Source organism: Aulosira sp. FACHB-615 (genome assembly GCF_014698045.1).
Lineage (GTDB): Bacteria > Cyanobacteriota > Cyanobacteriia > Cyanobacteriales > Nostocaceae > Nostoc_B.
In genome coordinates, this window is sequence record NZ_JACJSE010000008.1 from 158714 (window position 1) to 184465 (window position 25752).

General features: G+C 45.4%; 24 protein-coding genes. 7 read left to right on the plus strand and 17 right to left on the minus strand.

Features of this window, described 5'->3' with window-relative positions; all coding sequences use genetic code 11:
* Nucleotides 1-7: 7 nt before the first annotated feature.
* The 5 genes from H6G77_RS15830 (at nucleotide 8) to H6G77_RS15850 (ending at nucleotide 3128) form a co-directional block, all read left to right on the plus strand.
* Nucleotides 8-331: a hypothetical protein gene (locus H6G77_RS15830; RefSeq protein ID WP_190872051.1), complete on the plus strand. Its 324-nt coding sequence runs from the start codon at nucleotides 8-10 to the stop codon at nucleotides 329-331.
* Between the two features lie 86 nt (nucleotides 332-417).
* Nucleotides 418-750, plus strand: a complete 333-nt coding sequence (locus H6G77_RS15835; protein WP_190872052.1) for a hypothetical protein — start codon at nucleotides 418-420, stop codon at nucleotides 748-750.
* A complete protein-coding gene (locus H6G77_RS15840; RefSeq protein WP_190872053.1) occupies nucleotides 737-1120 on the plus strand; it encodes a hypothetical protein in 384 nt (127 codons plus the stop codon). The genes H6G77_RS15835 and H6G77_RS15840 overlap by 14 nt, the downstream gene beginning before the upstream one ends.
* A complete protein-coding gene (locus tag H6G77_RS15845; protein ID WP_190872054.1) occupies nucleotides 1117-1329 on the plus strand; it encodes a hypothetical protein in 213 nt (70 codons plus the stop codon). The genes H6G77_RS15840 and H6G77_RS15845 overlap by 4 nt, the downstream gene beginning before the upstream one ends.
* Entirely contained in the window at nucleotides 1302-3128 is a 1827-nt protein-coding gene (locus H6G77_RS15850; protein ID WP_206758055.1) for a KOW motif-containing protein, read from the plus strand. The genes H6G77_RS15845 and H6G77_RS15850 overlap by 28 nt, the downstream gene beginning before the upstream one ends.
* A gap of 6 nt (nucleotides 3129-3134) precedes the next feature.
* Here the strand turns inward: H6G77_RS15850 and H6G77_RS15855 are convergent, their stop codons facing one another.
* The 4 genes from H6G77_RS15855 to H6G77_RS15870 form a co-directional block, all read right to left on the minus strand.
* A complete protein-coding gene (locus H6G77_RS15855) occupies nucleotides 3135-3377 on the minus strand; it encodes a hypothetical protein (protein WP_190872056.1) in 243 nt (80 codons plus the stop codon).
* Nucleotides 3371-3778 (minus strand): hypothetical protein, encoded by a 408-nt coding sequence (locus tag H6G77_RS15860; protein ID WP_190872057.1) that lies wholly within the window; start codon nucleotides 3776-3778, stop codon nucleotides 3371-3373. The genes H6G77_RS15855 and H6G77_RS15860 overlap by 7 nt, the downstream gene beginning before the upstream one ends.
* A 34-nt stretch (nucleotides 3779-3812) precedes the next feature.
* A complete protein-coding gene (locus tag H6G77_RS15865) occupies nucleotides 3813-4748 on the minus strand; it encodes a major capsid protein (RefSeq protein ID WP_190872058.1) in 936 nt (311 codons plus the stop codon).
* Nucleotides 4749-4831: 83 nt separating this feature from the next.
* Nucleotides 4832-5554 (minus strand): hypothetical protein, encoded by a 723-nt coding sequence (locus H6G77_RS15870; RefSeq protein ID WP_190872059.1) that lies wholly within the window; start codon nucleotides 5552-5554, stop codon nucleotides 4832-4834.
* 104 nt (nucleotides 5555-5658) lie between these two features.
* On the opposite strand from H6G77_RS15870, the gene H6G77_RS15875 reads away from it, so the two are divergent.
* The gene (locus tag H6G77_RS15875; RefSeq protein WP_190872060.1) at nucleotides 5659-6288 is read left to right on the plus strand and encodes a ferritin-like domain-containing protein; all 630 of its coding nucleotides are present in this window, start codon (nucleotides 5659-5661) and stop codon (nucleotides 6286-6288) included.
* On the opposite strand, the gene H6G77_RS15880 is transcribed toward H6G77_RS15875, so the two are convergent.
* The 11 genes from H6G77_RS15880 to H6G77_RS15930 form a co-directional block, all read right to left on the minus strand.
* Nucleotides 6253-6846 carry a hypothetical protein gene (locus H6G77_RS15880; RefSeq protein WP_190872061.1) on the minus strand — a complete coding sequence of 198 codons (594 nt, stop codon included), beginning with the start codon at nucleotides 6844-6846 and terminating at the stop codon, nucleotides 6253-6255. The two genes, H6G77_RS15875 and H6G77_RS15880, sit on opposite strands and share 36 nt — an antisense overlap.
* A 2-nt stretch (nucleotides 6847-6848) precedes the next feature.
* Nucleotides 6849-7130, minus strand: a complete 282-nt coding sequence (locus H6G77_RS15885; RefSeq protein WP_190872062.1) for a hypothetical protein — start codon at nucleotides 7128-7130, stop codon at nucleotides 6849-6851.
* A complete protein-coding gene (locus H6G77_RS15890; RefSeq protein ID WP_190872063.1) occupies nucleotides 7123-9084 on the minus strand; it encodes a hypothetical protein in 1962 nt (653 codons plus the stop codon). The genes H6G77_RS15885 and H6G77_RS15890 overlap by 8 nt, the downstream gene beginning before the upstream one ends.
* Nucleotides 9074-9757 carry a hypothetical protein gene (locus tag H6G77_RS15895; RefSeq protein ID WP_190872064.1) on the minus strand — a complete coding sequence of 228 codons (684 nt, stop codon included), beginning with the start codon at nucleotides 9755-9757 and terminating at the stop codon, nucleotides 9074-9076. Before H6G77_RS15895 ends, H6G77_RS15890 begins: the two co-directional genes overlap by 11 nt.
* Nucleotides 9758-9856: 99 nt before the next feature.
* The gene (locus H6G77_RS15900) at nucleotides 9857-11974 is read right to left on the minus strand and encodes a hypothetical protein (protein ID WP_190872065.1); all 2118 of its coding nucleotides are present in this window, start codon (nucleotides 11972-11974) and stop codon (nucleotides 9857-9859) included.
* Nucleotides 11952-12287 (minus strand): hypothetical protein, encoded by a 336-nt coding sequence (locus tag H6G77_RS15905; protein WP_190872066.1) that lies wholly within the window; start codon nucleotides 12285-12287, stop codon nucleotides 11952-11954. The genes H6G77_RS15900 and H6G77_RS15905 overlap by 23 nt, the downstream gene beginning before the upstream one ends.
* Before the next feature lie 8 nt (nucleotides 12288-12295).
* Nucleotides 12296-13714 carry a C1q-like domain-containing protein gene (locus tag H6G77_RS15910; protein ID WP_190872067.1) on the minus strand — a complete coding sequence of 473 codons (1419 nt, stop codon included), beginning with the start codon at nucleotides 13712-13714 and terminating at the stop codon, nucleotides 12296-12298.
* Nucleotides 13657-14499 carry a hypothetical protein gene (locus tag H6G77_RS15915; protein ID WP_190872068.1) on the minus strand — a complete coding sequence of 281 codons (843 nt, stop codon included), beginning with the start codon at nucleotides 14497-14499 and terminating at the stop codon, nucleotides 13657-13659. Before H6G77_RS15915 ends, H6G77_RS15910 begins: the two co-directional genes overlap by 58 nt.
* A gap of 93 nt (nucleotides 14500-14592) precedes the next feature.
* On the minus strand, nucleotides 14593-22542 hold the full coding sequence (locus H6G77_RS15920; RefSeq protein WP_190872069.1) for a tape measure protein: 7950 nt from the start codon (nucleotides 22540-22542) through the stop codon (nucleotides 14593-14595).
* 184 nt (nucleotides 22543-22726) lie between these two features.
* On the minus strand, nucleotides 22727-23185 hold the full coding sequence (locus H6G77_RS15925; RefSeq protein ID WP_190872070.1) for a hypothetical protein: 459 nt from the start codon (nucleotides 23183-23185) through the stop codon (nucleotides 22727-22729).
* A 50-nt stretch (nucleotides 23186-23235) separates the two neighbouring features.
* On the minus strand, nucleotides 23236-23847 hold the full coding sequence (locus H6G77_RS15930; protein WP_190872071.1) for a hypothetical protein: 612 nt from the start codon (nucleotides 23845-23847) through the stop codon (nucleotides 23236-23238).
* Between the two features lie 35 nt (nucleotides 23848-23882).
* Here H6G77_RS15930 and H6G77_RS35725 point away from each other — a divergent pair, with 35 nt between their 5' ends.
* Nucleotides 23883-24320, plus strand: coding sequence for a DUF6464 family protein (locus H6G77_RS35725; RefSeq protein WP_242049225.1), 438 nt, complete (start codon nucleotides 23883-23885; stop codon nucleotides 24318-24320).
* Here H6G77_RS35725 and H6G77_RS15935 read toward each other — a convergent pair.
* Entirely contained in the window at nucleotides 24302-25051 is a 750-nt protein-coding gene (locus H6G77_RS15935) for a DUF3102 domain-containing protein (protein ID WP_190872072.1), read from the minus strand. The two genes, H6G77_RS35725 and H6G77_RS15935, sit on opposite strands and share 19 nt — an antisense overlap.
* Nucleotides 25048-25737, minus strand: coding sequence for a sigma-70 family RNA polymerase sigma factor (locus tag H6G77_RS15940; RefSeq protein WP_206758056.1), 690 nt, complete (start codon nucleotides 25735-25737; stop codon nucleotides 25048-25050). Before H6G77_RS15940 ends, H6G77_RS15935 begins: the two co-directional genes overlap by 4 nt.
* Nucleotides 25738-25752 lie beyond the last annotated feature (15 nt).

A 25752-nucleotide genomic window follows, 5' to 3' on the forward strand; every position in this document is an offset into this window, starting at 1 on the left:
GGGGAGCATGGAAATAGCAATGAGTGAATATCAATATCTGCGAATGCTGGCTTTTTTTGAATTTAGTCGCAAGATGGCAGAGCAGTGTGAACCTATCCAGCAGCAGATCAACGAAGCTTTGAAGATTGGTGATTGGGAGAGAGCATCAGAACTAGAAAATCAACGCTCTAGCATAGCGGCGGATATTTTCTGGGAGCGCGTTCGGGCTGAGGATATTATTCGCTGGCTGGAACTAGATTCAGATTTGCGGAGTAGAGGCGATAGCACTTATCCCGATGTTTTTGAAAAGATATCTGCTGGTTTTCCAATAGCGGAGGGGATGAGAATATGAGTTTTAAGAAAGTTCGCGTTCCACTGCGATCGTTTTACTGCGAGTTGAAACATCGCCCGCCGGGTGACGATGGCAGCAACGAGAAATTGATAGAAGTTCTCGAACTGCAAGTGCCTCGCCTCAAGAATAGCGACATGGAAAAGCAATGGGCTTTCGCTAGATTGTGGGAGCTACTGGATAAGCCAGAGTATCAAGAGCAAGGAATAAACCAAGCCTTCATTTTTACCGCCCAAGCAGGCGAATTATTAATGAGACTGGAAAACAATCCCTTCGACGATGAACCCAGCCGCAAGCTTGATCCACCTGATGAGAATGCTTTTAAGAAGTGGCAACAGAAGGTGGAGAGGCGATTTAAAGAATTGTACGGCGTAAGTTTTGAACAGTGGAAGGCACAGGAGGAAAGCGATGTGCATTTGTGATGTGGAAATGCCTGATTACGATGAAGAAACCTGGGAGCAGTTGTACGACGAAAAGCAAGTAACTGCCGAATCTGATTTACGCTGCTGCGAGTGCAATTACCCCATACTTGCAGGCTCACTTTATAAACACATTCATGGCTCATGGGACGGTGAGTGGAGTACATACCATCAGTGTTTGGGTCGCGATGCTTTGGGCGATCGCTTTATGAAGGAAACCGATTGCTGTTACGGTTTTGGCACTTTGTACGATGAACTGATCAACTCCGATCTTCTCTGTCGGGATGAGGAGGATGAAGAATCTTGGGTTGAGTGCGAACGATGGCTCAAGGTCGTTTGCCAGAATCCTCTCAAGGTGGAGGAAGCTGTATGAAATCCTGTCTCAACTGCGTTCATGGAAGCTTTTGGAAACAAGAGGATCATCATCTCTACTACTACACCGGCGAGTGCGAGCATTGGGAGAAGGCGATCCGTGAGCAAGCTTTTGATGCGATTGAAATCGGCAGTGAAGATCCAGCAGAACTTGAACAACCATTTAAACAAATAGGCGAACAATGCCCGGTATGGGAGGTAAACTCATGACAACGGCTGCACCCAATCTCGGCAAAGTATTCAATGGCACAGCTAGACCTGCCACAGACGAAGACATCGCCGTTCTCACTCCCGGCGACTGGATAAAAAGACGGGAGCATCCTTGGTGCTACCAGTTTAAAAAGCGGGATGGCGATAGAGTAATTTGCACATGGGAAGGAGATGAATTCTTTATCCCTCGTCACCTGCTGATGGTTGTCGAGGTTCTAGAGAATCAGGTTTGTGAAAAATTCTTCAGGAAGCCAGAGCCGAGTAGCACCCCTGCACCCTTACACCCTTACACCCCGCACGTAGGCGATGAGCGCGACAATTTCGCTTCCTTCAAGACTGGCGATCGCGTTCGTATTACTCAAGGTAAGCACAAGGGTAAATCGGCGGAGATTCATGAAATTAAAGCCGAAAACCATATTTGTTGCTGGGTTGAAGAAGGCTTTTACCTGCATTTCGCATCGCAGGAATTGGAGTTGGATTCTAACTTTGATGGCAAACTGCACCCCTACGCCCCACACCGAGTGCCAGAGCCTTGGGATTCTCCTAAAAAATGGGAAAGCCAAGGAATTGAATGTTTTTACGATGGGCGGTGTGTGAGTTGGGGTAACACCAAAATCCAGGTAACTGACCATCTCAAAAAGACCTATATCAACCCGCTCACGCTGGTCAATTTCCTAGAAGATAGCTGGAATTTACTGCCACAAATAACTAGAGTGTTGACACAACCAATGGCCAAATTAGCTATTAGTTTTGCCTGTGATCTCACGTTAAGGCAGGTGTCCAAAGCTTTAGAATTAGGCGTTGATATTGGGCTAATTCAAATGCAAGGCAAGCTTTACAGTTTGTCCAGTCAAAGGCTTTCCAGAGTCACAGTAAAGCCCGGAACCCACATCACTAATGAGGAAAACAACCTCGGAATTATTAAAGACGATTTAGGCTTTGGTTTTATTGTTGACTGGCTAGAAGGCGATTCTAGAACTTACAACTGGGAGCGAGATGATAAGGCGATCGAGGGAATGTCTTTGGCTCCACAATGGCTGGTTGATAAATTCTCGAAAGATGCTTGCTGGAATTCCGACCATTTTGGCGAAGTCCCGCACCAAGTTGAACCTGATGGACAGGCGACTATTTTCTACGACACGACTGGCGAACCACCGGAGCCAGAGGATTTCGGCACGATAGAAGAGTACGAGGAGGCGTGGCAAAAATGGGAGGCAAAACATAGCACTGATTTGCCTCCGGATTCGTCAACAGCTTTCAAGAAAGGCCAGCGAATTATTTACGAAGGTAGAACAGGCGTTTTAGGTAAGAAAACGACTGAGTTTGGCAAGCTGGGATTCTATGTCAAATGGGACAATGGCTTGCCTGAGACTAGGGTTACAGTTGACAGATTAGAAGTTTGTTGCAAGACACAGCAAAAGCAACCATCCGCAGAAGGCTTTTGGCGCTCTAAGTCCGGGCTGCACCCCATAAAAGTAAAAGAGGGGGATGGGGGAGACGATCGCCTTCTCCGTTGCGACACGCTACCTATTGAGGAGCAGATAAGCTTATGTCAACAGCGCATTAATCAGCAGAATTGGCGGATTCAGGATTTAGAATCGCAGCCTAAGCAAAACCAACTGATCAAAGATGGCATCAAGTCGGCGAGAAATGCGATCGCTGACGAAGAAATCCGCATCGAGCAATTAAAATCTTTACTCCCTGTACAAGAAGAAGTGCCTGAGAAACTCCGCTTCGCCTATCGTCAATTGAGGCAAAAAGGTATGAGCCATTCTCAAGCACTATCACTTATCAGTTGACAGTTATCAGTTATCAGTCTGTTCACTGTTTACTGATAACTGTTCACTGTCTATTACAGCAGCTTTACGGCGCTTAGGTGGCGAACTAGGAAGCTCTGAGCTTCCTAGTTCGCTTTCCGCTTCTACAGTTTCCTTGATTGGCTCTGTACTCCACCCCGCCGCCAACCATCCCGGCGCATCAATAGCAGGGATTCGTTTTACTTGGCTATCGGGGCCATACAGGGTAATTGGATCTTGAGGTTTTAGCATACGGTCAAAAATGCTCCATAGGTCAGGTTCCCAGGGGAGCCTGTTTTTGTCGCCTTGACCCTGACATACAAAGCACCTGAAACAATATCTTCTACCCACTCACCAGAAAGGGGCAAGTCAAAACGGTTTTGTGTGCCTTGCGGGGTCACTGTTCCCACGGGCTTGAATGTGGAATTGTCTGTACTCGCTTCAACGGTGATGTCCCACTGAGCGGATGTGGCGACAAATCCAGTATGTGCAGCTACATCCACTACGCACTTATAGCTTTTGAGTTTGGTGGCTTGGAGAGAAATCGCAGTCCCGGCAGTAGTCGCAGAGATGGCGGCGGCTGTGTAATCGCGCAATTCTAAGGCTTTGTCAAAGATAGTAGCGCGGCGATTAGCAATAGTACTTCTTGGCATAGTTAGTTTATGGAAAAATTTTCAGGATGTACGATTAGGCAACCGCAGCAACATTGGTAATGCCTGCGAGTCTCGCGGCCGCGCGTCCGTGGTAGCAGGCGATCGCGCTATACCACTCAACTCGTGTGCGAAATACAGGTTTGGTTTCAAGTTCGCCAAGGTCGCGAGTAACAATACCGTATCTGCCATCAGCTTGACCTTGAATGCCAGTTAATTTCATGGGCATAAAGCTAATAACATAGATACTGGTGCAGGCTGTAGAGCTTGAACCGTCGGGCGATGTTTCAGTGAAGTCCAAAATCTGATCGCCATTGTTGTCGTAGTCGGCGATCAAGATAGGTAGCTCATTGTACATCTGCACTTGGCGGCCAAATTCATCTTGAATGTAGTTGATGTCACCACCAATCCCAGCACGGGACGCCTTGGTTAATTTGCGGCGCATTGCCTTACTCATGATGATATGGGTTGGCTGATCAACCAAGTCAATCGCTTCATCCAATTTTTCTAAAGATAGTGCGCCACCGGCTGCGGCGTTGCTGAGTAATTGCGATCCTGTTAGGCGAACTTGCAGCCCATCGAAAACTCTGGCGTTGGTGCGTGAATCACCTTTGATGAAGTTCCGAGTCCAAGCCAGGGACAAAGCCTTGACTTTTTGCAATTCGTGGACAGATCGCACTGCTTCGCCTTGGGTGTCGATGATGAATTTATCTACATCCAAATCACCCCCAGCGATTTTGTGAGCCTCCGACTGGGGATTTATCACGCCTACGGATTCATCGTAGGCTTCATTTATCCCCCGAAATCCCACACCGGGAAGGGTGTCTTCTCTGTTGTAGTGCTTACCTGTTCCCGGCACATCCTCAAAGGGGATTACCCGCAGGATGTCAGATTCGGCGGCAAATTCTTCAATAATTGTTCCAGTTTCCACGGAGGGGGCGAGTTTTGCCGCCTCCAACAACGTCATTGGCATAGTTTTCAGTTACCAGTTATCAGTAATCAGTAATCAGTTGCTTCACGCTTGGACAGTCACCAATCACTGGTAACTGTTAACTGCTAAATCCCTAGCTCCCGCGCCTTGGCTAATCTTTCAGCGCGGGGTAGCTTCATTAGTTGTTCCCGCGTTACCGCACTGCCAGCACTGCCGTTACTGCGCTGCATTCCACCGCCAGCGCCATTACCTATTGGCTCAAATAAGGAAGTGGTAGGGCCAGCCGTGCGGAATTTTGTCATTAAATCTTCCACTGTATAGGGTGTCCCCTTGTCAGTTACCATACGGGTTTTGTCGCGCGGGTCAATTATCGCCAGCTTCCCAGTTTCATCAACCTCGATGTATTGCATGGCGCGATCGCGTAGCAGGTCAAAATAACTTAAATCACCTTCGGAACCAGCCTTGCCACCTACTGCGTAAAAAGCTTTTTCTAGGGCATTAATTACGCGTGTGGTTTTGAGTTCATTCTGCAATTGTTGATTTTGTTGTTGAAGGGTGGTTCGTTCACTTTGCCATCGCTCCTTCAACTCACCAAATTCGCGCTGTTCTTCTAATTTACGTTCTTCGTAAGTTTTAGCTAGGGTTTCTAGTTCCTGATATCGCTTGGGGTCAACACCTTTAATCTGTTCAAGTTGCTTGGTTGTTTCGGCAAGCTGAGTTTCTAATTCTTTGGCTTTTTTGGCAGCCTCATCTCTCTCTGCACGAGTGGCTTTGGCTGTATTTAATATCTTGGTTATCTCTTCTTCAGAGTAGGTCTTAGTTTGAGAATCTTCTAATTCAGGAGGCATATAGTAGCATCACGCTAACATCGCCACTAGATTTCCCTGCTGAAATTTGATAAAAAATCCTGAATTACAAGAAGGGAAATAGGATGAAATAGTAGGATGAAGATATGCTGAAATTGCTATTCAAACTTGCCTTCCTGGTAAATTTTTCAGGAACCCTCCGCGCCGCCGCAAAGTTAGAATACGGGGCGGCAGTTTTCTGCTTTAAGCTTTCGCTTAGGGCAGAAGAAGAAGGATTATTAAAATTATCTAAATATTTAAAATCTCAATACGAAGAAGAAAATTCACATGCTAAAATGCTCGGCGCTTTAGTTGATGGGAAAAAGCGTCTTAAGCGCAATTGCCCCTCCGGGAACTGGGACAAAGGCGGCAAATATACAGCTTTTGACGGAATCAGTCAAAGGTATTGGGCGGCAAGGTTTTTCTTTGGATTTAAAAAGCCTGCCGATGAGCTTGCTTGGGCTGATATCTTATCTTTTATGAGCGTGATTGAATGTATTGTTGTGGCTTTTTATGAGTCACTGGCATTAGTTGATGATATCGCCGTGAATGCGATCGCTATCAAAATTCTAGAAGAAGAAATCAAGCAAGTAGGTTGTTTAAAAAGCCATCTTTCCTCCCTGCACCCGCAGCCAAAACTCTTGGCTTTAAAGTGGCAAAGTAGGGTGATGTTAGGTGCTATTGGCGCAGTAATTGATTTATTAGCTAAACCCAATCAAAGTAATTGTGTTACCTGAAACTGTAAAACACACGCCATCAAAAGCATCGAAGTCTAAGCTTGGGTTCCGGGCGAATATTGAAATCCATCGGTGAGTGCTATCAATAATTGCGTTCGCACTTCCGCCCGTGTGGGGAAGCTCTGCCACAAATTGCCTTCCTGTTAGTCCCGTGTTTGGTAATTGATTCCAGCGATGTAATTGAATTGAATCAGTCCCGGAAGCGATCGTAATATCAAACCCTACTTCAATTTCGAGGCTGAGGCTAGTATGTGGTGCGTAGAATGTGAAAGCTTTTCCGCCAACTGCACAGCCACTGGTGCAAGTGATAATCCCGCCAAAACTTTCCCCGCCGCCAGCGCCGCTACTTTTAATCCAGCGCCCTGAGCTTGGGTTGTCACTGGGCTTAATTATCGTGTCATCGTCGCCCGTCGCCGTGCTTGATGCGATGAATGTGTACCATGATGGTTTGCCGTCGGCATCCAATTTTACTAGCCTTGCATAGCCATCTGTTCTCTGCGAGGAATTGAGGGCTTTGAGAGCAGCAATAGAAGCGATCGCGTATTTTGTCTGAACCATGTCTATCTCGGCATTGCATCAATAATAGGAATCCCGCCTACAGGTGTAACTAAGCTCACTTGAGAGCCTTTAGCTAAAGCCCCAGAATTAGAAATTGCCCTTGCTGAAAATATTTGCCCTGCTGAATTACTTACCTTGTAATGTCCAGTTTCACTATCATAACCAAGGATTTTTACAGTGTTTTCTTGGGCGCGATCGCTTTGTTTTATCTGCTGCACCTGCCTTTGCTGATAAGCGGCGCGGTTAACTGCGGATGTGGTAGCGAGTAAATAGATTTCATTCATGGTAGCTTGCAGATAATACAGTGCTTGATTCTTTCAAGGGAAAGATGCTCAGTTTCTTTTGGTTGTTTTGATATTTAATTGACGACCCTTTTATAGCCCATTGCTCAACAAAAGCAAGATTATTCTCGCTATCAATCGCTGTTCTGTAAATCTTGTTGTTTAGGTAATTATCAAAAGCCAAATTTTTATACAAAGGCTGTTGCAGAAAATTTTGATTAATCAAAGCGATCGGAGAATAAAGCTTGCTTTCGTCCTTAGAGAAAAGCAAGCCTCTATTATCTATGTCGGTGGAAGAATTAACCAAATAACTTCTACCTGCATCAGTGTAAACTTGGCTGTGAAAGTATGCAAACCAGCTACCATTGTCAGAAATTAATTTACCAAAGGTAGCATTATTGAAGGATATGTAATTTTTAGTAGAATTACTTTCAACGCTTAGGCTGATAGCTAAATCTTTGCCAGGTAAATCAAAAGAATCGACAATTGAGATACTGCTAATTGTGCCTTTAATAAGCATTGGAGCATCATCTTCTGTATAAGCAAATAAGACGTTAGCGCCAACAAAAGCAGCAAGAGATGGAGCCAAAAAATTTTCAATCACGTAAAGGTCGAAAAAACTGTTTCCCAAATACTTGCGGAGAGTAGCGGTATTTCCAATAATTTCAATTGGTTGGGTTGGTTCGATACAGAGGAAATCTTGAGAATTTAATTGCTGAGAGCCATTTGAAGTATTTAAATAATAGGTTGAATTATTGGTGTAAACATCTTGCCTGCTTACTCCAAGATAAGCTTGTGCAACTTCAAAATCTGCATTTTCTGAAATATAAGCATTCTTCCAACCACACACTTTAGTCGCGCCAACAAAAGTAGTAGTGTCGTTGCTGACATCTGCTGAAATCGGAGTACCACCAAATAAATAATCATAGTGAAGGATAACAGCTTCTCTTATGCAGGTGTAGGCGTAGGTGCTGCCAGTAACTTCTAAAAATTGGTCTAAATACCCTTCGTAGGGTTGTAAATAATTTTCAGAAGTCGCTGTAATGACCGAATTATTAGTTGTTAAATTCTTGTTGGTAACTTGATAATTATTGACTTGGCGAGAATTGGAAATTGTTAACGGGCCGCCCTCCAACTCACTTTCAAAAGTTACATCAAGAAAATTTGTAACCTGGAAATTATTCAGATAAAAAGTTTGATTAAAAAGATAATATCCAAATCTGCCATTACCTTGCGTATTCGGACTAGCAAAAGCGTAGGGACTCGCAAACTCTGTTGCACCACTTAAAAAATCTGGACTAGCCCAAGAGTTGTAGCCTGTGTAGATTAAGTTTGATTGGTTGATTTCGGTAGAGTTAGTAGAGTCAATAATCACAACCTTGTCGCTAAAGCCAAGAGAAACGCTCCACCTATTTAACCCCCTACCCTCGTTAGTAATAAATCCTTGGAAAGTGCTGGGGTCAAGACTTCCTTCCTCGCTGTGGATAAGTTGAGGAGTAGAGCGATCGCCCCCAACATAAAATCGCGTTTCCCCTTCTTCGTAGCAATAGAAAAGGATTTTGATGTTCGGATTCTTTGTTGCGGTCGCTGTTTCTTCGGCGGTGGTTTTTTTGACCCTCGGCATCGCATCATAGCCAGCGACAACACCACCCCTTCTAAGACGAATACTCTCACCCTTGCCTACAGTCCCATTGGTTTGGGCTTGACTGTAGATAATTGAGCCGTCAGGCGATCGCAGTCTCGCCAAGCCCGTTTCACCATCATGTTGTTGATAGCTTGTAGACTGCTGCATTTCTTGTTGTGCTTCGACAACATCCACGATTCGCTTGTGGTAGAGGTGGCGGTTGGTTGTGGATTGCGATCGCAGTAAATCAAAGGCGGAGGAGCGGTTATCATCCGATCTCCCCTGCTCCCCTGCTCCCCTGCTCCCCTGCCTCACATCTTCATTAGCTTCCATTCACGTAGCCTGAATTGAGGGCAACAACAGGAATCTGGTAGCTGTAACTTTGTCCGTCAGGCACGGTGATGGGGCTATCTTCTACAAACAGCGCCACGATTGAACCATTCGCACATCGAGCGCGGAATGTGCCAGAGCCAGTGTTTGTGATGTCTATACCAATCTCAAAATCGTTGGTTGTGGCGCTGGCGACTGTGTAGACTGTGCCGGATGCGATGCCACCAGGGAGAGTAGCGAGTGAGTCGGCAGTGAAAACCAGCTTGTCTCCGTTGGCGAAACCGTGGGAGGCGATAGTGATTTTGTTAGTGACGGCATTGACGTTGCTGTTAGTAAAAGATTTGGAGGCAGTTGCAACGCTGTCAGCAATGATAAATGCTGTTTGGAACTGGAGCGATCCGCCAGAGGCTGTGAAGCTGGGGGCAAGTGTCGGCATTTCATGGCGTTGATCGCCTGTATTGTAGCTACCGTCTCCTGAGAAGTTCGCCGCTTGTCTTACATAGCCATTGTTGGGCAGTAGTTCACTAGAGATAAAATCAGCCAACAAACTCACCCTAGTTAATGTTGCAGTGTTGGCTAATGCTAGTCGAAACTTGCCGCTATCTGGGGGAGTAGCGCCACGGAAAAGTATTTCGGCAGATCGAGTTATCCAATCGTTAGTGAATATTGCTGTCATTGTTTGCTTAACTCCGAAGCAAGAATACTAAAAACCAAAACAGACTAATCAGTGACTTGGTTTGCCAATGTCGCTTGGTAATTGCTCCTGAAAAATTTTTCATAACCCACTAACGATGTCCCACACATCATCGCTCACTATATCCCACTCGATTGTCTCCCAAGTTAATTCAGAAAAATCAATCCCCAACCCCTCGCCTAACTGCATCTGCTGAGTAGTGGTTCCAAGTAAATAGGGGTAGGCGCTGAAATTAATCCCCAAACCCAACCCCAAATAATATAAATGTGTTTCCGTATATGGTGGCACAACTGCGCCGCCTTGAGTTGTGCCTACCCAGATACCATCGCAACTCCACAATGCTTTCATCTGAGAGACTACCCAACTGCAACCATCGGCTAAATAATTCTGAATCGTGTCATCTGGCTCTGTGGCGCGAACCGGGTAGAGAGGATAGTAATTGAAGATTTCATCTGCTATCGCCATCGCTAATTCTTGTCCCTTGTACCGCCCCCGCAACAGCCGCCCTTCGCGTTGAGCAAGAGCCTGTAATTGTCCCGCCGCAGCACTCCCACTACCAGTGCTTGAATAAACTACAACTTCCCCAGGTTTCAAAACTGGCTCCAATCTCCCCGCCAACATATCAACAGTAAATGTGCGCTCTCTTTGCTTTAAATTAGAAGCGCAAATATCCCCAAAAATAATTTTTTCTTCAATATTGTTTTCTTCAAAAGTGCAGTGAGGGGGGCATCTTTCTGCGGCTTGCGGTACTTCTTGTCCAGAATTAGAAATGCGATGCTCACCTGTTGCGTAAATTAAATTTATTTTGTTGCTGACTTCTGAATTTTCCTCGGCTTTCACTAAATCTTGATTCACTCTTACTAAGCACTTCAGGGTTTCAGAGCGATAGTCCCAGGTATCTTTATTTATTTCTTTCCACTCTTGAGATACTTTCTCGGAATCAACTAAATTTTCTGGCGGAAATATCCACTGATTCCAATCTTCGTCTGTACCATTTAATATGATTATCTGCAACTCTTGAGTATTGGTTTTAATTTTCTTAATTCTATCTTTAATATCGTATTCGTAAGTTTCTTTGATGGTTTTAACAAGGATTAATGGCGTGACATTAACAATAGTATTGGGTTTAGCTTCTACATATTCGCTCAGGTAAGTGCCACGCGGTTGATAAAGTTCAGTTTCCTTGAACTTAAGTTTGCATTCTTGATTACTTTCATAGTGAAAACTCTCAATTTGAATTTCACAAACTATCATCTGCAATTTAAAGCCAAATTGCCCTTGTAAGTTTGCAGGAATTACTAGACCGATTGGGCGCTCAATTTCAGTTTTGATGGTGCGGATGTGTTGCGCGTCATCCCAGGTAGTAGTAGTGGTCAATCGCTTCAGGATGACTTCTTGGTTGCCGTAGCTAATATCAACTGTTGATGCTGGGCCAAATTCTTCTGTGAATTCTTTCGTTGATTCAGGCGTTGGTCTTACAATCATTTCTGTGCCTGATGCCTTAATTACTTCACAAGGCGCTTCGGCTCCGTCGAGGCGCTTGTACCAAATATCATGCAAGCCAACTACCATGTTTATGCCAGCGCCGGGACTAATATTAGCAGCCCGCACCTGAAAAACTTCATTTTTATCAATCCAGGCAAAACAGTTGTTGGCGTACAGAAGCTTGCCAACTGATTGCAGGTATGAGCCACTTAAATTGAGAGGATAGTTGTAAATTCCAGTTGGAAGACTTCCTGCGATCGCACTTATCCCGGCAAGCCCTAGCAGTGTGGTGATAATATCGCTGGCGGGTTTCCCCTCGCAGGATTTATTGTCAGCCTTGTCTGGGTCTGTAGGTTCTTTAAAAGAAAGCAGTGCTATTAAGTCGCCTACTTCTAAAGTTAACTGCTGTTTCTCAACATCATATTTTGGTGCAAGTATCCGCAGCGCCCCTCTGGGATGGCGTTGTAGTGCGCCTGTAGAATCTGCCACCTCAAGAATTATCGGCACACCGCGACAGAAGCGAGTCGGATTTTTGCGATCGTCCAAACTCTCGTCAAAGTCTAGTGCCTTGCCTAGCAGAATTTGTCCAGTAAAACTAACTAGTCCAGATTGGTCAAGATGGCTATCGCTACCTTGAAACGAAATTAAGCAAGGCGTGAAAACCTTGCTTCCAATAGTTAATCTGACATTTCTAGCTGATTGGTTGACTGTCATCTAATTGCGGTTCTGGTTGTGGTTGCGATGCGGCGAGTTTGCGTTCCTGAATTTGCCTGTAGATTTCAACCGCGATCGCGCTTAAATGAATTTGAATTTCTGGCGTGTTTTCCACCATGAAATCTTGCCACGGGCCAACACTCACAGCGTTGCCCTCTAATCCCGCATTTTTGGGAACTAGAGCGACTTGATAAAAGGCTTGCAACTGCGTTGTGTTCAGCCTCCCCTGCTCGATGTCAGGGTGGGTTTGCACGCGCACGATGCGCGGGATTTCGTACACATCAAGAGTTTTAGAAGGGAATTGCTCTGTCATGTCCAGATTTAAGTGGTTGATAATTTAAACAAGCTTAACTGTGTTGATATGCCAGTAGTTACAGCTTTGGCTGAATTGGCAGAATTTTCTTGATAAACCTCAACATACACAGTGGTACCTGAATTAACAAGAATTAGTTTGCATCCTGATGTGTATCCCACAATCGAATTCCCCCTAAAATCAGCAATTCTTACGTTGGTACCATTGTAAAAAAGAGTAATTAGATTTCTATTGTTATTTTCTCCAGAATAATTAATGGAGACTTCAGCAAAATATAACCCCCCATCGTTTACACCTACGCTGTAATTACCTGTGGAGGCGTTGTAATTATTGGCGGTATCGCTGATTACGGCATCGTATATTACTTTTGTAGATGTATTGGCTGATACATTCAATGAAGAGTTTCGTCTAACTATTAATACAGGAGTATTTAATTTAAGCCCTGTATTTCCGCCTGCAACGGTTAAATTGCCTCCAATATAGACGTTTTTTGCGGATGCAAAACCACCTCTTGTTTGCAGTCCGCCTGTGGTTGGATTGGTCGCTTCTGTTGCGTCGGTAAAAATTTTCACGCCAGCAGCAGACTCATTACCTGTAGTGTGCAGGGTTTCGCTATCAACTTCCGCGATCGCCCCTTGCACCGTATTTGCTGCAATATTTCCTGTGGGGGTAAATGCCACATCACTAGCCACTACAGGGCCAATAATCGAGCCATCAGTAGCAGAAGCGGGCGTGCTGCCATTTTTAAAGTAAAGCTTGCCGCTATTAATCCAAAAACGATAGCCGGCGATAGAAAATATTTGACTATTCCAAGCAACGTTAGGAAGAGCGAGACTACCTGTCAAGGTTTTCGTCCCAGAAGCCGACTCATCACCAGTTTTATGAAGCGTGGCATTATCCAGAGTAGTGATTGCACTTTGCGCCTCTGAGTTCACCTCCTCAATCGCAGCTTGTACCTTTGTACTAGCAATACTCCCGCTTGGCGTAAAACTCACATCATCGGCTGCAACTGTCCCTGTCGCCCCCACAATCAACCCATCGTTAATAGATGCGGGAGTGCCGAATTTGATTCTTAAAAACCCATCCCCGTCAACCCAAAAATAATAGCCGCCAAGCTCCAACATCCCCGCATCCCAGGCAGAATCAGGGATTGAAATATTGCCACCTGAAATCAGCCCATTCGTGAATGTCTTAATTCCAGAAATTGTTTCATTGCCAGCTCTATGAACTGCCTTATCGTCAAGCTCAACGATCGCAGCCTGTACATTGTCCGCCAAAATACTATCTGTTGGAGTAAAAGCAATGGCGATCGCTTCAACTCCAGTCAAGTCTGATTCGGCTATTCCTCCAGCGTTCAGCACCAAAACTTTCATAAGGCGATCGCTTGCTTGATAGTGATAAACATCTTGGTCGCTGTCATTGCCCAACCCACAATCAAGACGAAGCCAGTTGTAGGCGGGATTTGGGTTAGGGTTCCATTCGCACCCAAAAATATGGGGTCTTGTGGTGTCCACGACCAAGCGAGGTTTTCTACTTCCCCGAACGTCTGCCCTGTAACGGTTTGCCCTGTGGCGACTGAGGTTTTGTTGATCGCCCACACACTTGCAATGTGGTCGGGGTTGATATTGTCGGCGTAAATCACCTCGCCACTGGTGTTCAGTGTCACCATCCTGTAAGCAAGTAATGAAGTTGCTGCAATATAGCCAGTAGTGATAATTTCTCCACCACCACCGGGTTCAGAACCTTCCTCTGTTTTGTCCAGTTCCCGTAGGGTGAAGCTGGCTATATATGGATATTGTTGATTGCGTTGCCACTGGGATTTCGGCTCAAACATCCGGCAGTAAAAGCTGGCTGGGTAATTCACCCCACCGGGAAATGTGGTTTCACTTCCTCCCGTTGCCAGTCCCCTTGTCCTCGTCCCACTTTCTGTAAAATTTTCAATCGAGTCTTCAACCAAGATGCGATAGTTACCTTGATCGCGACGGATTTTATCGCTTTTATGAAATATCGCGTTCAAGCTAAACCACTGCTCGTAACTTACCATCGCCCCCACTGACCAAATCAATTTCGGCTCATACACAGGGCCAGAATCTAAAGGAGTTCCCACGATGGAGTATTCTGTTTGTCCAGTGTCGGCTGTGGTGCGATCGTACTGGGTGAATCTTTTGAGGGTGCAAGTTAGGGAATCGATGGAGAGCGTTAGTTGCCTCATGAAAAGTTTTTCATAAATAGAATACAGGAGTCAGGAGTCAGGAGTCAGAAGGAATAGCTTTAATTCTGGATTCTGACTCCTGGATTCTGCCTTCTAAATTCCCGAACCTCTCACCGCAGCCCTTGAAACATCGTTCATAATCTTAGCTGCATCGTCCACAGGATTTGGAGTCGATACACTCAAGCTTCTGGGTGTGTTGGCGAGTTGTAAGATGCGATCGCTCAATGTATCCAATCTTTGCTCAACTCCTTGGTTTGCTGATTTTAGGGAGTCTGCAAAGTTGATTTGAGGCGCAATCTTAACAGCATCAACCATCGCCGCGGTTCTATCAATTGGTGGCAGTCCACCACCAATAACCTCATCGCTCTTACCCCAAGTGCGATTATTAGTCTCAATTATCTGCCCAAGCATCTTGGCTTTGTTGATTCGCAACCCATAATCAAACATACTTTCACCCTTTTTCTGGATGAAAGGATTCTCCCAATTGTCAGAGTTCTGAGTGCCGGGTACTGAGTGCTGAGTTTCAGAGGTTCGTTTTACACTGGCTTCAACTTTCTCTAATGCCGATGCCTGTTTTCTCGCGCCATCTGCTGCAAGCTGTTGGTCAATTGCAGAGCGTTGAGTCACTTCTTGAGCCAGAATTGCATTACGGGATAACTCATCTTGAATGCTTAAGTTAGCGATCGCATTATCCAGCTTTTGATTACTCAAATCAGCTTCCCGATTAGCAATTTCAATCCCTATCTTGGCTGATTCAATGGCGGCGGGGTCTTTTTTGACTTGGGCGATTCTGAGGGCTGCTTCGGCTTCGAGCTTCGATTTAGCGGCTGATAACTGTGCTGATTGAGCGTCGTATACAGCAGTTTGGGCGGATATCTTCTGACGTTGCAAGTCAAGTTGGAGGGATTTTTTCTGAAAGTCTTGTTCAAGCTTCAACGCCTCCAATTTCTTAGCGGCGATCTCATCTTCGATTCGAGAGCGTTTAGCTAGTATCTCTAATTCGTTTGTCCCAAAGCCCAAAGCCCCCAACTGAGAGGTAATCGCACTTTTTACAGCGGGGTCAAGATTATCATCTTTGAGACGGCGACTCAGTTCTAAAGCGCGTCCTGCGTTGTCGCGGCGAGTTTCCAAGGGTGCGATCGCCGCGTCAGATAAAGCCTTGGATAAATTAAAGCGTGATTCCTCAAGGGTTTTGACCCGTTCTAAACTGGCAGAGTATAGTTCTAGCCCAGTTTTTTGGGCATCCAATTGAGAAGTGAGCGACTTAAAGCGATTCTCTTCAGCTTGCATGATGCGCTGAATATTGCGCTCAACCGTTTCCCGGTATTTCTCCTCAGCAGCAATTTTTTGGTCAACCAGTTGCAGGTTATTTTGCGCCAACTCCTGATTAAGTGACATTTCCTTCTCAGCAGCTTCCCGCGCACTCAATACTCCTTCTTCTCGCAGTTTTTTGGTTTGGGCGAGTTGGGTTTTAAGAAGGGCTATTTTATCAGTAGTCGATTTTTGGTCGATAGCGTTTTGTTGTAGCGCAAACTTGTCTTGCCCTGACTGGGTTAGACCGGACGCGAGTAAATTTTCCTTGGCTTTTTGGGTTTGCCCTAAAGCACTAATAGCGATCGCACTCTCCGCCTTTTTATTGGCAAATTCAATATCCTTGAGCCTGCGCTGCAAAACTGCCTGTTGCACCGCAAGTCTATTTTCAGCCTCAGTGCGCTCCAGGTTGGTTTGCTCAACAGTTAAATCGCGTTCACGTTTAGCGTATTCCTCTGCTGATACCTGCCCCTCGGTGTAGTAATGGCGCAGTGCTATCAGTTGATTGTCAAGATTTTTGCGCTGCGACTGAGTGCTTTGAAGTTGAATCCTGGAAATTTTTTCAGAAGCGGCTTCTTCAGTGATTGTCCTGTCTGCTTGGGCTTGTCGAATCAATGCAATCTTCTGGTTTTCGGCTTTTTGAGTAGCCGCGCGGGAACTAGCCGCCGAATCTTCCAGGTTGAATAGAGAATTATCTTGAGTCGTTTGACGGACTTTAAGCTGCGATTCACTGAGGGTTGTTCTTGCTTCAGAGAGTCTATTCTTCTGTTCTCTGGCTGATTTGAGGCGTTCTAATATCCCTTTGTCGCCTTCGTCTGAGGTATTCTTGAGCCGATCATCAATCGCTGCGACCGATGAATCTGGCGATACTCCCAAGCGTTGCAGTGTTGATTGAAATTCAGGAGAAGCGATCGCACTATCAGTTTTGCTAATTGCTGCTTGCAGATCAGCAAAATTGGCTTGATTCCTGTCCCGTTCAGCCATCGCACTTTGTAGAGCGGCGTTACGGGTTGCGAGTTTGTTGCTAGAAAATCCTGCGAGTTGGGTACTGGCGATCGCGCTTCTTCTGTTATTGAAGGTTTGTTCGTTCTTCTCCTGATTCTCAGCCAAAGTCAAATTAAGTTGACGCAACGATTGAGTAAATGCCAACACTGGATCAACCCGCAGTGATGCCAAGGCGTTTTCAGCCTCAGCCTTGAACTGCTTGAGTCGCTCCATCGAGCCTTTGAGTTGCTCGGTCAACTTCAATGCAGCTTCCTCACCACCGACAGCCGCAATGCTTTCAGGAGATTTTAGAACTTCGATTTGAGCTTTAATCGCATTAATCTGACCATCGGCGCGGGATAAATCAAGAGTAAATGGTTTAGCTATGTCGGCGCGTTGATTGTTCAGGTCAGTAATTCTGAGGTTTTGCGCGTCGAGCCTGCGTTTATCCTGCGCCGGAACTGCCAAACCTTTATCTGTAAAGTTGCGCTTAATTCCAGCTTGGAGGATTTGCCTTTGCTGTTCGGCATCGCGTAAGGTGGCATCGATAGCAGGCAATTGTCCAATATCGCCAGAGCCTTTTTGTAACTGCCGGAGCTTTAATGTTGCAGACGCGGACAACCTATCGGAAGCGGCCGCTAAGTCTCTAGCATCTCCTGTGCTTTTATCCCTTTCCCGTTCTCCGTAAGTTTTAATTTTCTTGCCAGTAAAAGGATTGCCGCCCTTAAACGGGCCAACGTCCATATTTAGGAAGCCAATCAAATATTTATCTAGGAATCTGCTTACTCCACTACTAGCTTCTGGTGTGTCCGATTCCGGCTTTCCTTTGGCTTTATTAAAGGCTTTCTCTGAAGCATGGGCTGCTCTATTTGCAGCTTTGGCGGCATTCTCAAAAGATTGTACTAAGTCAGTATTGATTGCTTGGTTAAGTAAATTGACAATTTCCAGCACTGCAAAAATGCCAGCTGCCCATTTCACCGAGGCTGAATTATTGAGAGTCTGCCCCATACTTGCCAAGCCACTGCTTAATGTGCCAGTCGCTACCTTGGCGGCTATCATCTGATTGATTACAGCCCCCAAAGCCGCGACCATCTTCCCGCTTAATACTGCAACCACACTCAGGAGTATGAAACCCAATTCCTTAGATACAGCAGCCACGCCCTTGAGGATGGTAGCGAAGGCCCCTAACCCCGCAGTTGCGGCTGGTGCAATTCCCTCACCTATACCCTGTTGCAGTCCGAGGAACGAGTTTTGTAAATCAAATATGGCGCTCTGGGCATTACCAGCCGCATCCTTAGCAGCATCACCAAATTCAGCTTGCAGTTGCTTGGCGAATTTGGGCAAGAAGTCTTGAGAGAGAATTTGCCCAGAGTCAAGCAGTCTAGTAAATTCCGTCTCAGCTACTCCCATTGCCCTGGACGCAATTCCCATCGCCCCTGGTAAGCGTTCGCCTAACTGCTGGCGGAGTTCTTCGGCTGAAACCTTCCCTTTGGAAATCATCTGACTAAGTGCCAGGATCGCACCTTGGGTGTTATCCGCCGATAAACTTAGTACAGTGCTTGCTTGGGATATTCCAAGGAACAATTCACGCGATTGCCTGCCTTCTAGTGCCGAACCTTTGGCGGCCGCCGCTAGTTGCACAAATCCTTCCGTTGAAGCTTTGAGTGGAACCTTCAAATCATCAACAGTCTTACGGACGAAAGCCAGATTTTGAGCGCCACCGATCGCTCCCCCGGATGCAAAATTTAGTGCGGTCTTTAATCGGTCAAGCTCAACGTATGCCTTGAAAGCATCTTGAGCAATATTAGTAAAAATCTGCTGAACAAAAGTAATCGCACCAAAAGATAAAAATCCTTTGATAATCCCCGCGATCGCTTTAATCCCTCTGGCTTCTAATCCTGAAAATTTGCTCAGTAAATTGTCAATAAAGCTGAATTTTTCAGGAGCTAAGGATTCAACATCAACCTCAATATCAATCTTGCCTTCACCCTGCAATCGCTTGAGTTTGTTGGTGTAAGCATCGATTTCTTGGTTGATCAGGGTGAAGGGAACACCTAATTTTCTCAAGCTTGCTTCCAGTTCCTTGACTGCGGTATCAAGTTCTTTGAAATTAGACTTGGTTTGCTTTTGACCGAATTTAGTTGCAGCTTCCCCAAGAGTTCCGAAAGCTGATTGCAGTTCAATGATTGCCTTGGTTTGCTTGGCGGTTGGGTTTTCACCGACTTTCGCCCCAACCAAATTGGCGATTCCCTCAGCGTTCTCAGTAATATATCGAGCTTTTTGAATGGTGGCATTGCGCGATCGCTGTTGTAAAAATTCCAGTGGAGCGGCGCGAAATTCTTTGATTCTGTCTTCTCGTCTCTGCTTGCTTTTATTGGCATCATCAATGGCGAGGTTTGCCCCGATTGATGGATCTGCGGCGTTTACGTTCTCTAATTCTTTGAGTCGAGCGTCAATTTGAGCAATTACTTTCTGCTCGGTTTTGGCTTGCTCTAGCAATCGCTTGGCTGCTTCTAATTCTTTTTTGGTTTGTTCGGCTGCGGCTCTTGCAGATTTTTCTTGGGCTTTGGCTTCCTTCTCCATCCCCGCCAAGGGTTTGGCGATTTGCTTGGCGTAGAAGTCGCCGTAAGCTGAAGAATTTGAAGCGCCGTTTCTCGCTTGGGAGATGAATTTAGATAAACTAGCTCTGGCTGCGGCTAGAGCGTTTTCCACATCCTCGAATGATGCGAGGGATTCAAAGCTGTTACCTCCAGCCATCTGGGAGACGCTTGGTACACGCGACCTACCAGCAGCCCCCGACTGCTGCATATTGAGCTTGCCAATTTCGCCTTTAGCTTGATACCTTTTCCTCGCCAAACTCAGGCGAAAACCATCTAATTCGGCTTTGATATCTGCGTCAATATTTTGGGCGAGGGCTTGAGTAACAAGTTCTTGAGACTTTTGGATGTCATCAAGCACCCGCCTCAATGCTTTGATATCGCCCTTAGATTTAGCCTCCTTGAAGGCTTCTTTGAGTTGAATGCGTTCGGCTTCAAGTTCCAGTTTCAGCAAAGAGCGAGGAATTTTCACCAATTCCTTGGCTTGAGCTAAAACTTCGGGTGAAGGCTTACCGACATTGGGTAATGCCGCTTCTAATTTTTTCGGGTCAACGCCACCTAAAAGGTTTTGAATTAATTCGGATTTGGTGAAATTTTTCTTGGCTTCTTTGTTATATGTCGGCACTCCCAAATCTTTGGATAATGCCCTAATATCTTTGGCATTGAGCCTACTGAGATTGGCTTCTAATTCTGGTGAGGCTTTAGGTTGAGAAGTTTTGGCGACGACGATCGCTTTTAATTTTTCAGGAGTGGCGTTAATTGAAGCGATGATTCCAGAAAGCACTGATTCCAATTTTTGTTGAATCTGCTCAATTTCCTGGGTTGAAAGTGCTTCTAGGTTCGCTGCTTGTCCCAACAGTGGAGCAATTGAACCCGCGATTTGGTCTAATTCTCCACTCAAAGAAGCCATTTCATGCTGCAAATCAAGCCCGTACTGCTTGGCGAATTCACCAATTTTTATGAGGCGCTTGACTGCTTCAGTTTGACTTCGCTTGATTTGCAATTCCGCTTTAGAACCACCCAATCCAAAGACTTTTTCAAAGTCAGTAATTGCTGATTCTTTTTGCAATTTTTGAGTTACAGCTTTGGAATTACGCGATGCAAAAACGTAAGCATCGGCTTCTAATTTGCGAGAAATTGGCTGTAATTCAGGAGACTGAACTTCCACTGAAGATTCAATTCTTCTCCCTAGTTGCCGCACTTCTTGAGCGTTGGGAGAAAGTAAAGGAATAGCCGCCTTACCACTAGCGACATTTGCTTTACCAAAATTGAACTGCACCGCATGGCGCAATTCATGTACCAAAGTTTCAATCGCCGCAGCGTCTATCTTGCCTTTTTGGATGAGTTCGTAAGCTTCTTTGGAAACATCAATTTGGTTGCGTCCAGCATCGTAAGTCCCAAGTGCGCCCGGACGCAATTTATTTGAGATAGCTAGTTGTGGAATCAGATTAGGATTCGCTTTAACCCCAGAAAGAGAAAGCACCTCTTCAAAAATGCTTTTATATAGCTGGGGTTGAACTATTGATTGGGCTTTGGGCTTTGCCTGAACTGCGACAGGTTCAGCGCCTAGCACCTCTAATCCCTTGGCTATCCCCCCAATTCGTCCCGTGATTGCGTTGTATTCCTGAACCTTGGGTGCTAACTGAGCTTTTCTCTGCTGCAAATCACTTGCTCTTGCCCCAAATTGTTGATTGAGGTTGCGGGCAACAAATTGATTTTGAATTTTACTTAGTTGCAGTGCTTGTTGTAGGCGAATCTCTTGGTCTGAGATTTTACTTGCGTCAGTGTCGGGCGGCTTGATTTGGGCAAGTATTTGCTTGACCTTGAGAGCTTGGGCTTTATTGCCCTGTTGTTCTAGTTGAGCAATAATTTGCTCATATTTTTTAACTTGTTCTTCGTACTCTTTGACCCGTCTTTTGATTAATCTTTCAGGAGTTAAAATAACTCGGAATTTCGCCGCAGCTTCTTGCAAGCGTTTTTGTTCAGATGCGTATTCAGATGTGAAAGCTTTGGTATCAGCAGCAAGTCCCGGCGCGATCGCATCAATTTCTCCTTTGAGTTGCCTAGCCCTTGCACCTTCACCCTTGCCTACGCTTTTTTGAAATTCCTTCTGTAACTGGGCTGTGGCAATTTCACGCTCTTTTTGTTGAGATGCTTGAGTTTTAGCGCGGGAAGCCGCACCCGCAGCGAAAACTTTTTCTTCCCCAAGAATTTCTCTAGTTACTTGAGATGCTTGCTTTACCGCATTGGGGAATCGGGATTTAATAACTTGCTCTAGTCCGACTGCGATCGCTTCTCCTAAAGCCTCACCTACAACAGCCCCACTGCCGATACTGTTACTTAGGGCATCTTTGATTGATGTTTTGATGCCACTGGTAATCCCGGTGCTGAGTTCCTCGCCCAGCTTCAAGCCAGCGCCAGCGAACACGGTAGTAGCCGCGCCAGCCACGGCTTTAAAAGGGGATAGTAATACACCAAGTAAGCCAGTGCCAATCCCCGCGACTGCTTTAAGTAGTCCACCCGTCAGTACAGCAAATATATTTTTACTGGATGCGCCTTTGACTCCTTTTTCAACGGCTTTTGAGATATCCCCGAAATCAGGATTTATCTCAACCGATGATTTGAGTGATTTGAGTTTTCGTTGCAGCCTCCCAAGTTCAGGGTCGAGTTCAACAGAGATGGGATTTAACTTGAACTGAGCTTCAATTCCATTGACTATGCTGCGAAGCTTGCCTTTGTCAATCTCTAAGCCTTGCAATAACCCATCGGCGGCGTGTTTACCAATTTGGCGAAACACTTTTGACGGCGATGCGATACCTAATTGCTTATTGACTGATCGCACCATCGAATCAATAGCCGCCTTACCCGCATCTTCCGCCCCAGAAAATCCATCTTTAAAGCCAAGTGCGGCATACCTGCCAATTTCCTGAAACTGTTGCTTGACCGCTTGGGGTTGGACATCAAGCTTGACTGGAACAAGAATTGTAGGAAGAAAGCCAGTCAGACCCTTGACTTGACGCTCAAAATCTTTGGTGTCCAGCTTCAGTTTGACAGGAATTGCAAACTTTTCCTGTTGCAGTTTTGCTAAGTCCTGGTCAAATTTAGTGCGGGAAAGCTTTAACTCTAAGGAAATAGAACCTGCGCTGGACATTGGAGGGGAGGCGATCGCATGACATCAGTGCTTTGGTTCCCCCAGAGGTGAGTGCTGAGTTGAAAGTGCTGAGTGCTGAGTAACTTCCTGTAAAATTTTTCAGGATGCCAAGAATAGGGTGTAGGGGAGTTTGATTAGTTGCGAATAATGTAGAATCAAGTTTGCTTTCCCGACACCCCACACCCTACCCCCCTACACCCGCCCCAACGGGGCTGGTAACTGCAAATTCCCCATCAATCATCCACACATTCCCCAGTTCCGGCACTCGCACCACCCCCCCAGTTGTCTCTACTTCCCCGCTTGTATCCACAAAACCCATAGGGAACTTGACAACGCCATCCTCAACTCGCGGCTGCAACAACACTAATCCCTCGCCAATCCACACTAGTGGTTTAATCGGATCGCTTGTCCTGGCTTTAAGTAGTTTATCTACAGGTGCGATCGCAACTACCCACCCCGGTAGCTTCCCAGCATCAGCCAAAGCAAAGAAAGCATTCGCCGCGACCGCAGAAATCTTGATATCGCTACCTTCTGTGGGCGTGAAATAGAAATAGTCTGAAGGCTTGACAGGCTCACCCTTTTTCGGATCGCGGTTGCTATTGACAAAGCAGCTAGTGAGAGTTGCGATGCCCAATTCCTGCAAGTGCAACTCCTCACGATGCAACTTAGCCCCGTAGTGCAGGGCTTGAAGAATTAACCAGGTTGGCTGGCTTCCGAAACTTCCTTCACTGAACCTTTCTTCTTGCGGCCAGTATCTTCGGCATCGCCAGTAGATTTCTCCCCAGTCTGGTTCTCTGCCGTCGCCAAGTTTCCCAAGTCTTCCTCAGTGATTTCAGGCGCTGGTTCTTCTGTCCAGCCGCTTTCCTCCTTACGAGCGAAATTCGCAATTTCTTTCACCAAGGCAGGTGGCACTTCATTCACATCCTTGGTTTTTTCGATAGTCCATTCAGGGACAATTCGCCCAATCATGACAGTAGCTAAGACAAAATTTCGCTCCCTTGTTGTTCGCTCCATCAAGTCTTGAAATTGCAAGAATTCTTCTAAATAATCTCCCAAAGACTGAGCGTCACCATACACCAAAGCATTGTAAGTATCCAATAGTGTTTTTTGTGATTTAGTCGCTATAGTTCTGGCTAATTTCACAGCTTCTGCACGGATGTCTGTCAAGTTTGCAGATGCAATAAATAGGCGTTCGTTGGGAGTTAAATCAAAGTATCTAGGTAGCTCTAATTCTCCTATTTCTGAGTTGCCAACTGTTATTTTTTCAAATCCTTTGGGAGCCGTTTTGAATGGAAGTTTAGTCATAATTAGTAAATATAATTAGTAAACATAATGAGATGATGCCCAATCAGTGTTCATTAATCACAACAATCAGACAACGCAGAAGAAACCGCCACAAGCTGAAATCCACACGACGCAGACAAATAACGCCTCGCCCATACATCACTCTAAATATTGATATCTCTGGGCTGGATGAAGCTTTTCGCCAATTTAAGGACACGGTGACAAGATTGAGTGAAACGTTGGCACAACCTGAAACTCAAGCAAGAATATCCGAGGCATGGCAAAGCCTCATGAATATTTCGCCGCGCGTTCTTCGAGGGATGATTAGTGTTCAAAGAGCTTATTCAAGAATCGAGTTTACTGTTGATGAGGCTTGCTTGGGTAATTCGTCGTGCAAATTCAACACCCGATCGCCTTACATGCAATGTGCTGTTAATCCCAAGGGGGATTGTGACGACTGCCGATATTTCGAGTCTTATACTTGCTCAAGTTGATATGTTTCACTCATACACTTACCAACCATCGCTTTAACATTCTCTGGCAAGAAATCTTTGCCTAAAGCCACAGCCTGAACCAGCAATGTTTTTAACTGATTCTCTGGAAAATACTCAATCAAGGTTGCGATCGCTTCCCGCAACTCCTCAGCTTTATCCTCAATCTCAACATCAATAATTTCAACTTCCACTGCCTTGAGTGGCTTATCTGGCTCTATAAGCTCCCCTCTCAAAAAGGGGTATTCTCCCTTTGAGGTTTTACAAACCAGAACATCCCCGTTCGCCGTAACTTTGGCAACTTCAACAACTTCCCCGTAACACTCATGATTTGGCAGTGCCACTTTATACCGTGCCTGGGCGACTTGATTGGGGGTTGGTTCTTCCTTGGGTTCTGCCGAAGCAAGTGCGATCGCTTGCCTGAGCGAAGGCAATGACTTAAAAGCGAAGCGCGTTTCGTTTTTGACTTTCTCCCATTCAATTATTATCTTCTCCCACTCCGTGGCAATTTTCATCAAAAATTGAGCATGGCGAGGCGTGAATTTGCAGTTAGTTTCAATCCATTTTATAAATTCACCATGTGGCACAGATTTCTTGGCTTTAATTAACATTAAACCAGCGTCTCTATCGCTGATTAATGCCTGTCCTAAAACTTCAACACCTTCTTTATATAGCAAGCGCGATCGCTCCACAGCTTCATTTATATTCGTAGCTAAAACAGCTAAATCACTCATAATTCTTGAGATATTAATATTCTTAATTTAGTAAGTCCTAGATTAACAGAAGCTCTCACTTGTTCGGGTGAGACTTTTTGCTTTTTAGCAATCTGTTCTATGGTTAAGTTGTTGAAAAATTTTTCAAGAAGTGCTGTTCGCTGTTTGCCTCGAAGCTTGCCAAGGCACTTTAATAGCAATTCCTTACCGATTTCTTCTGATTCATCAAACGCGATCGGCTCATGGATGAGTTCATCCAAGCTAATAGCTAAATTACTATCAATTGCATCTAAACTCTGCCATTGCTCTTGTTTTATCCCCAGTCCCAAAGCTATCTGCAATGATTCCGCTTCTCGCCCTAAAGTTGCTAAATTTTTCTGCAACCTTTTGACTTTTGCTTTAGTCTCAAGCGCGGTGCGTGGGACTTTGATCAACTGCCATTGGTCGCGCAAAAAGTGTTGAATCTCCCCTTGAATATAGGGAATAGCGAATGAACTAAAAGCATTTCCCGTGGCGATATCAAATCTATCTGCCGCCTTTAACAAACCGATATATCCTATCTGAAATAAATCCTCATAAGGCTCACGACAAGTAGTTTTAGCGCGATGAACGACTTTGTGAACCAACTTTTTATTAGCTTCAGCAAGCGTATTTCTATCCTTTGTTGACAACATTTTGACATCACCATCTGTGTGATTATTTATCAAAATTAGTCACAAAGC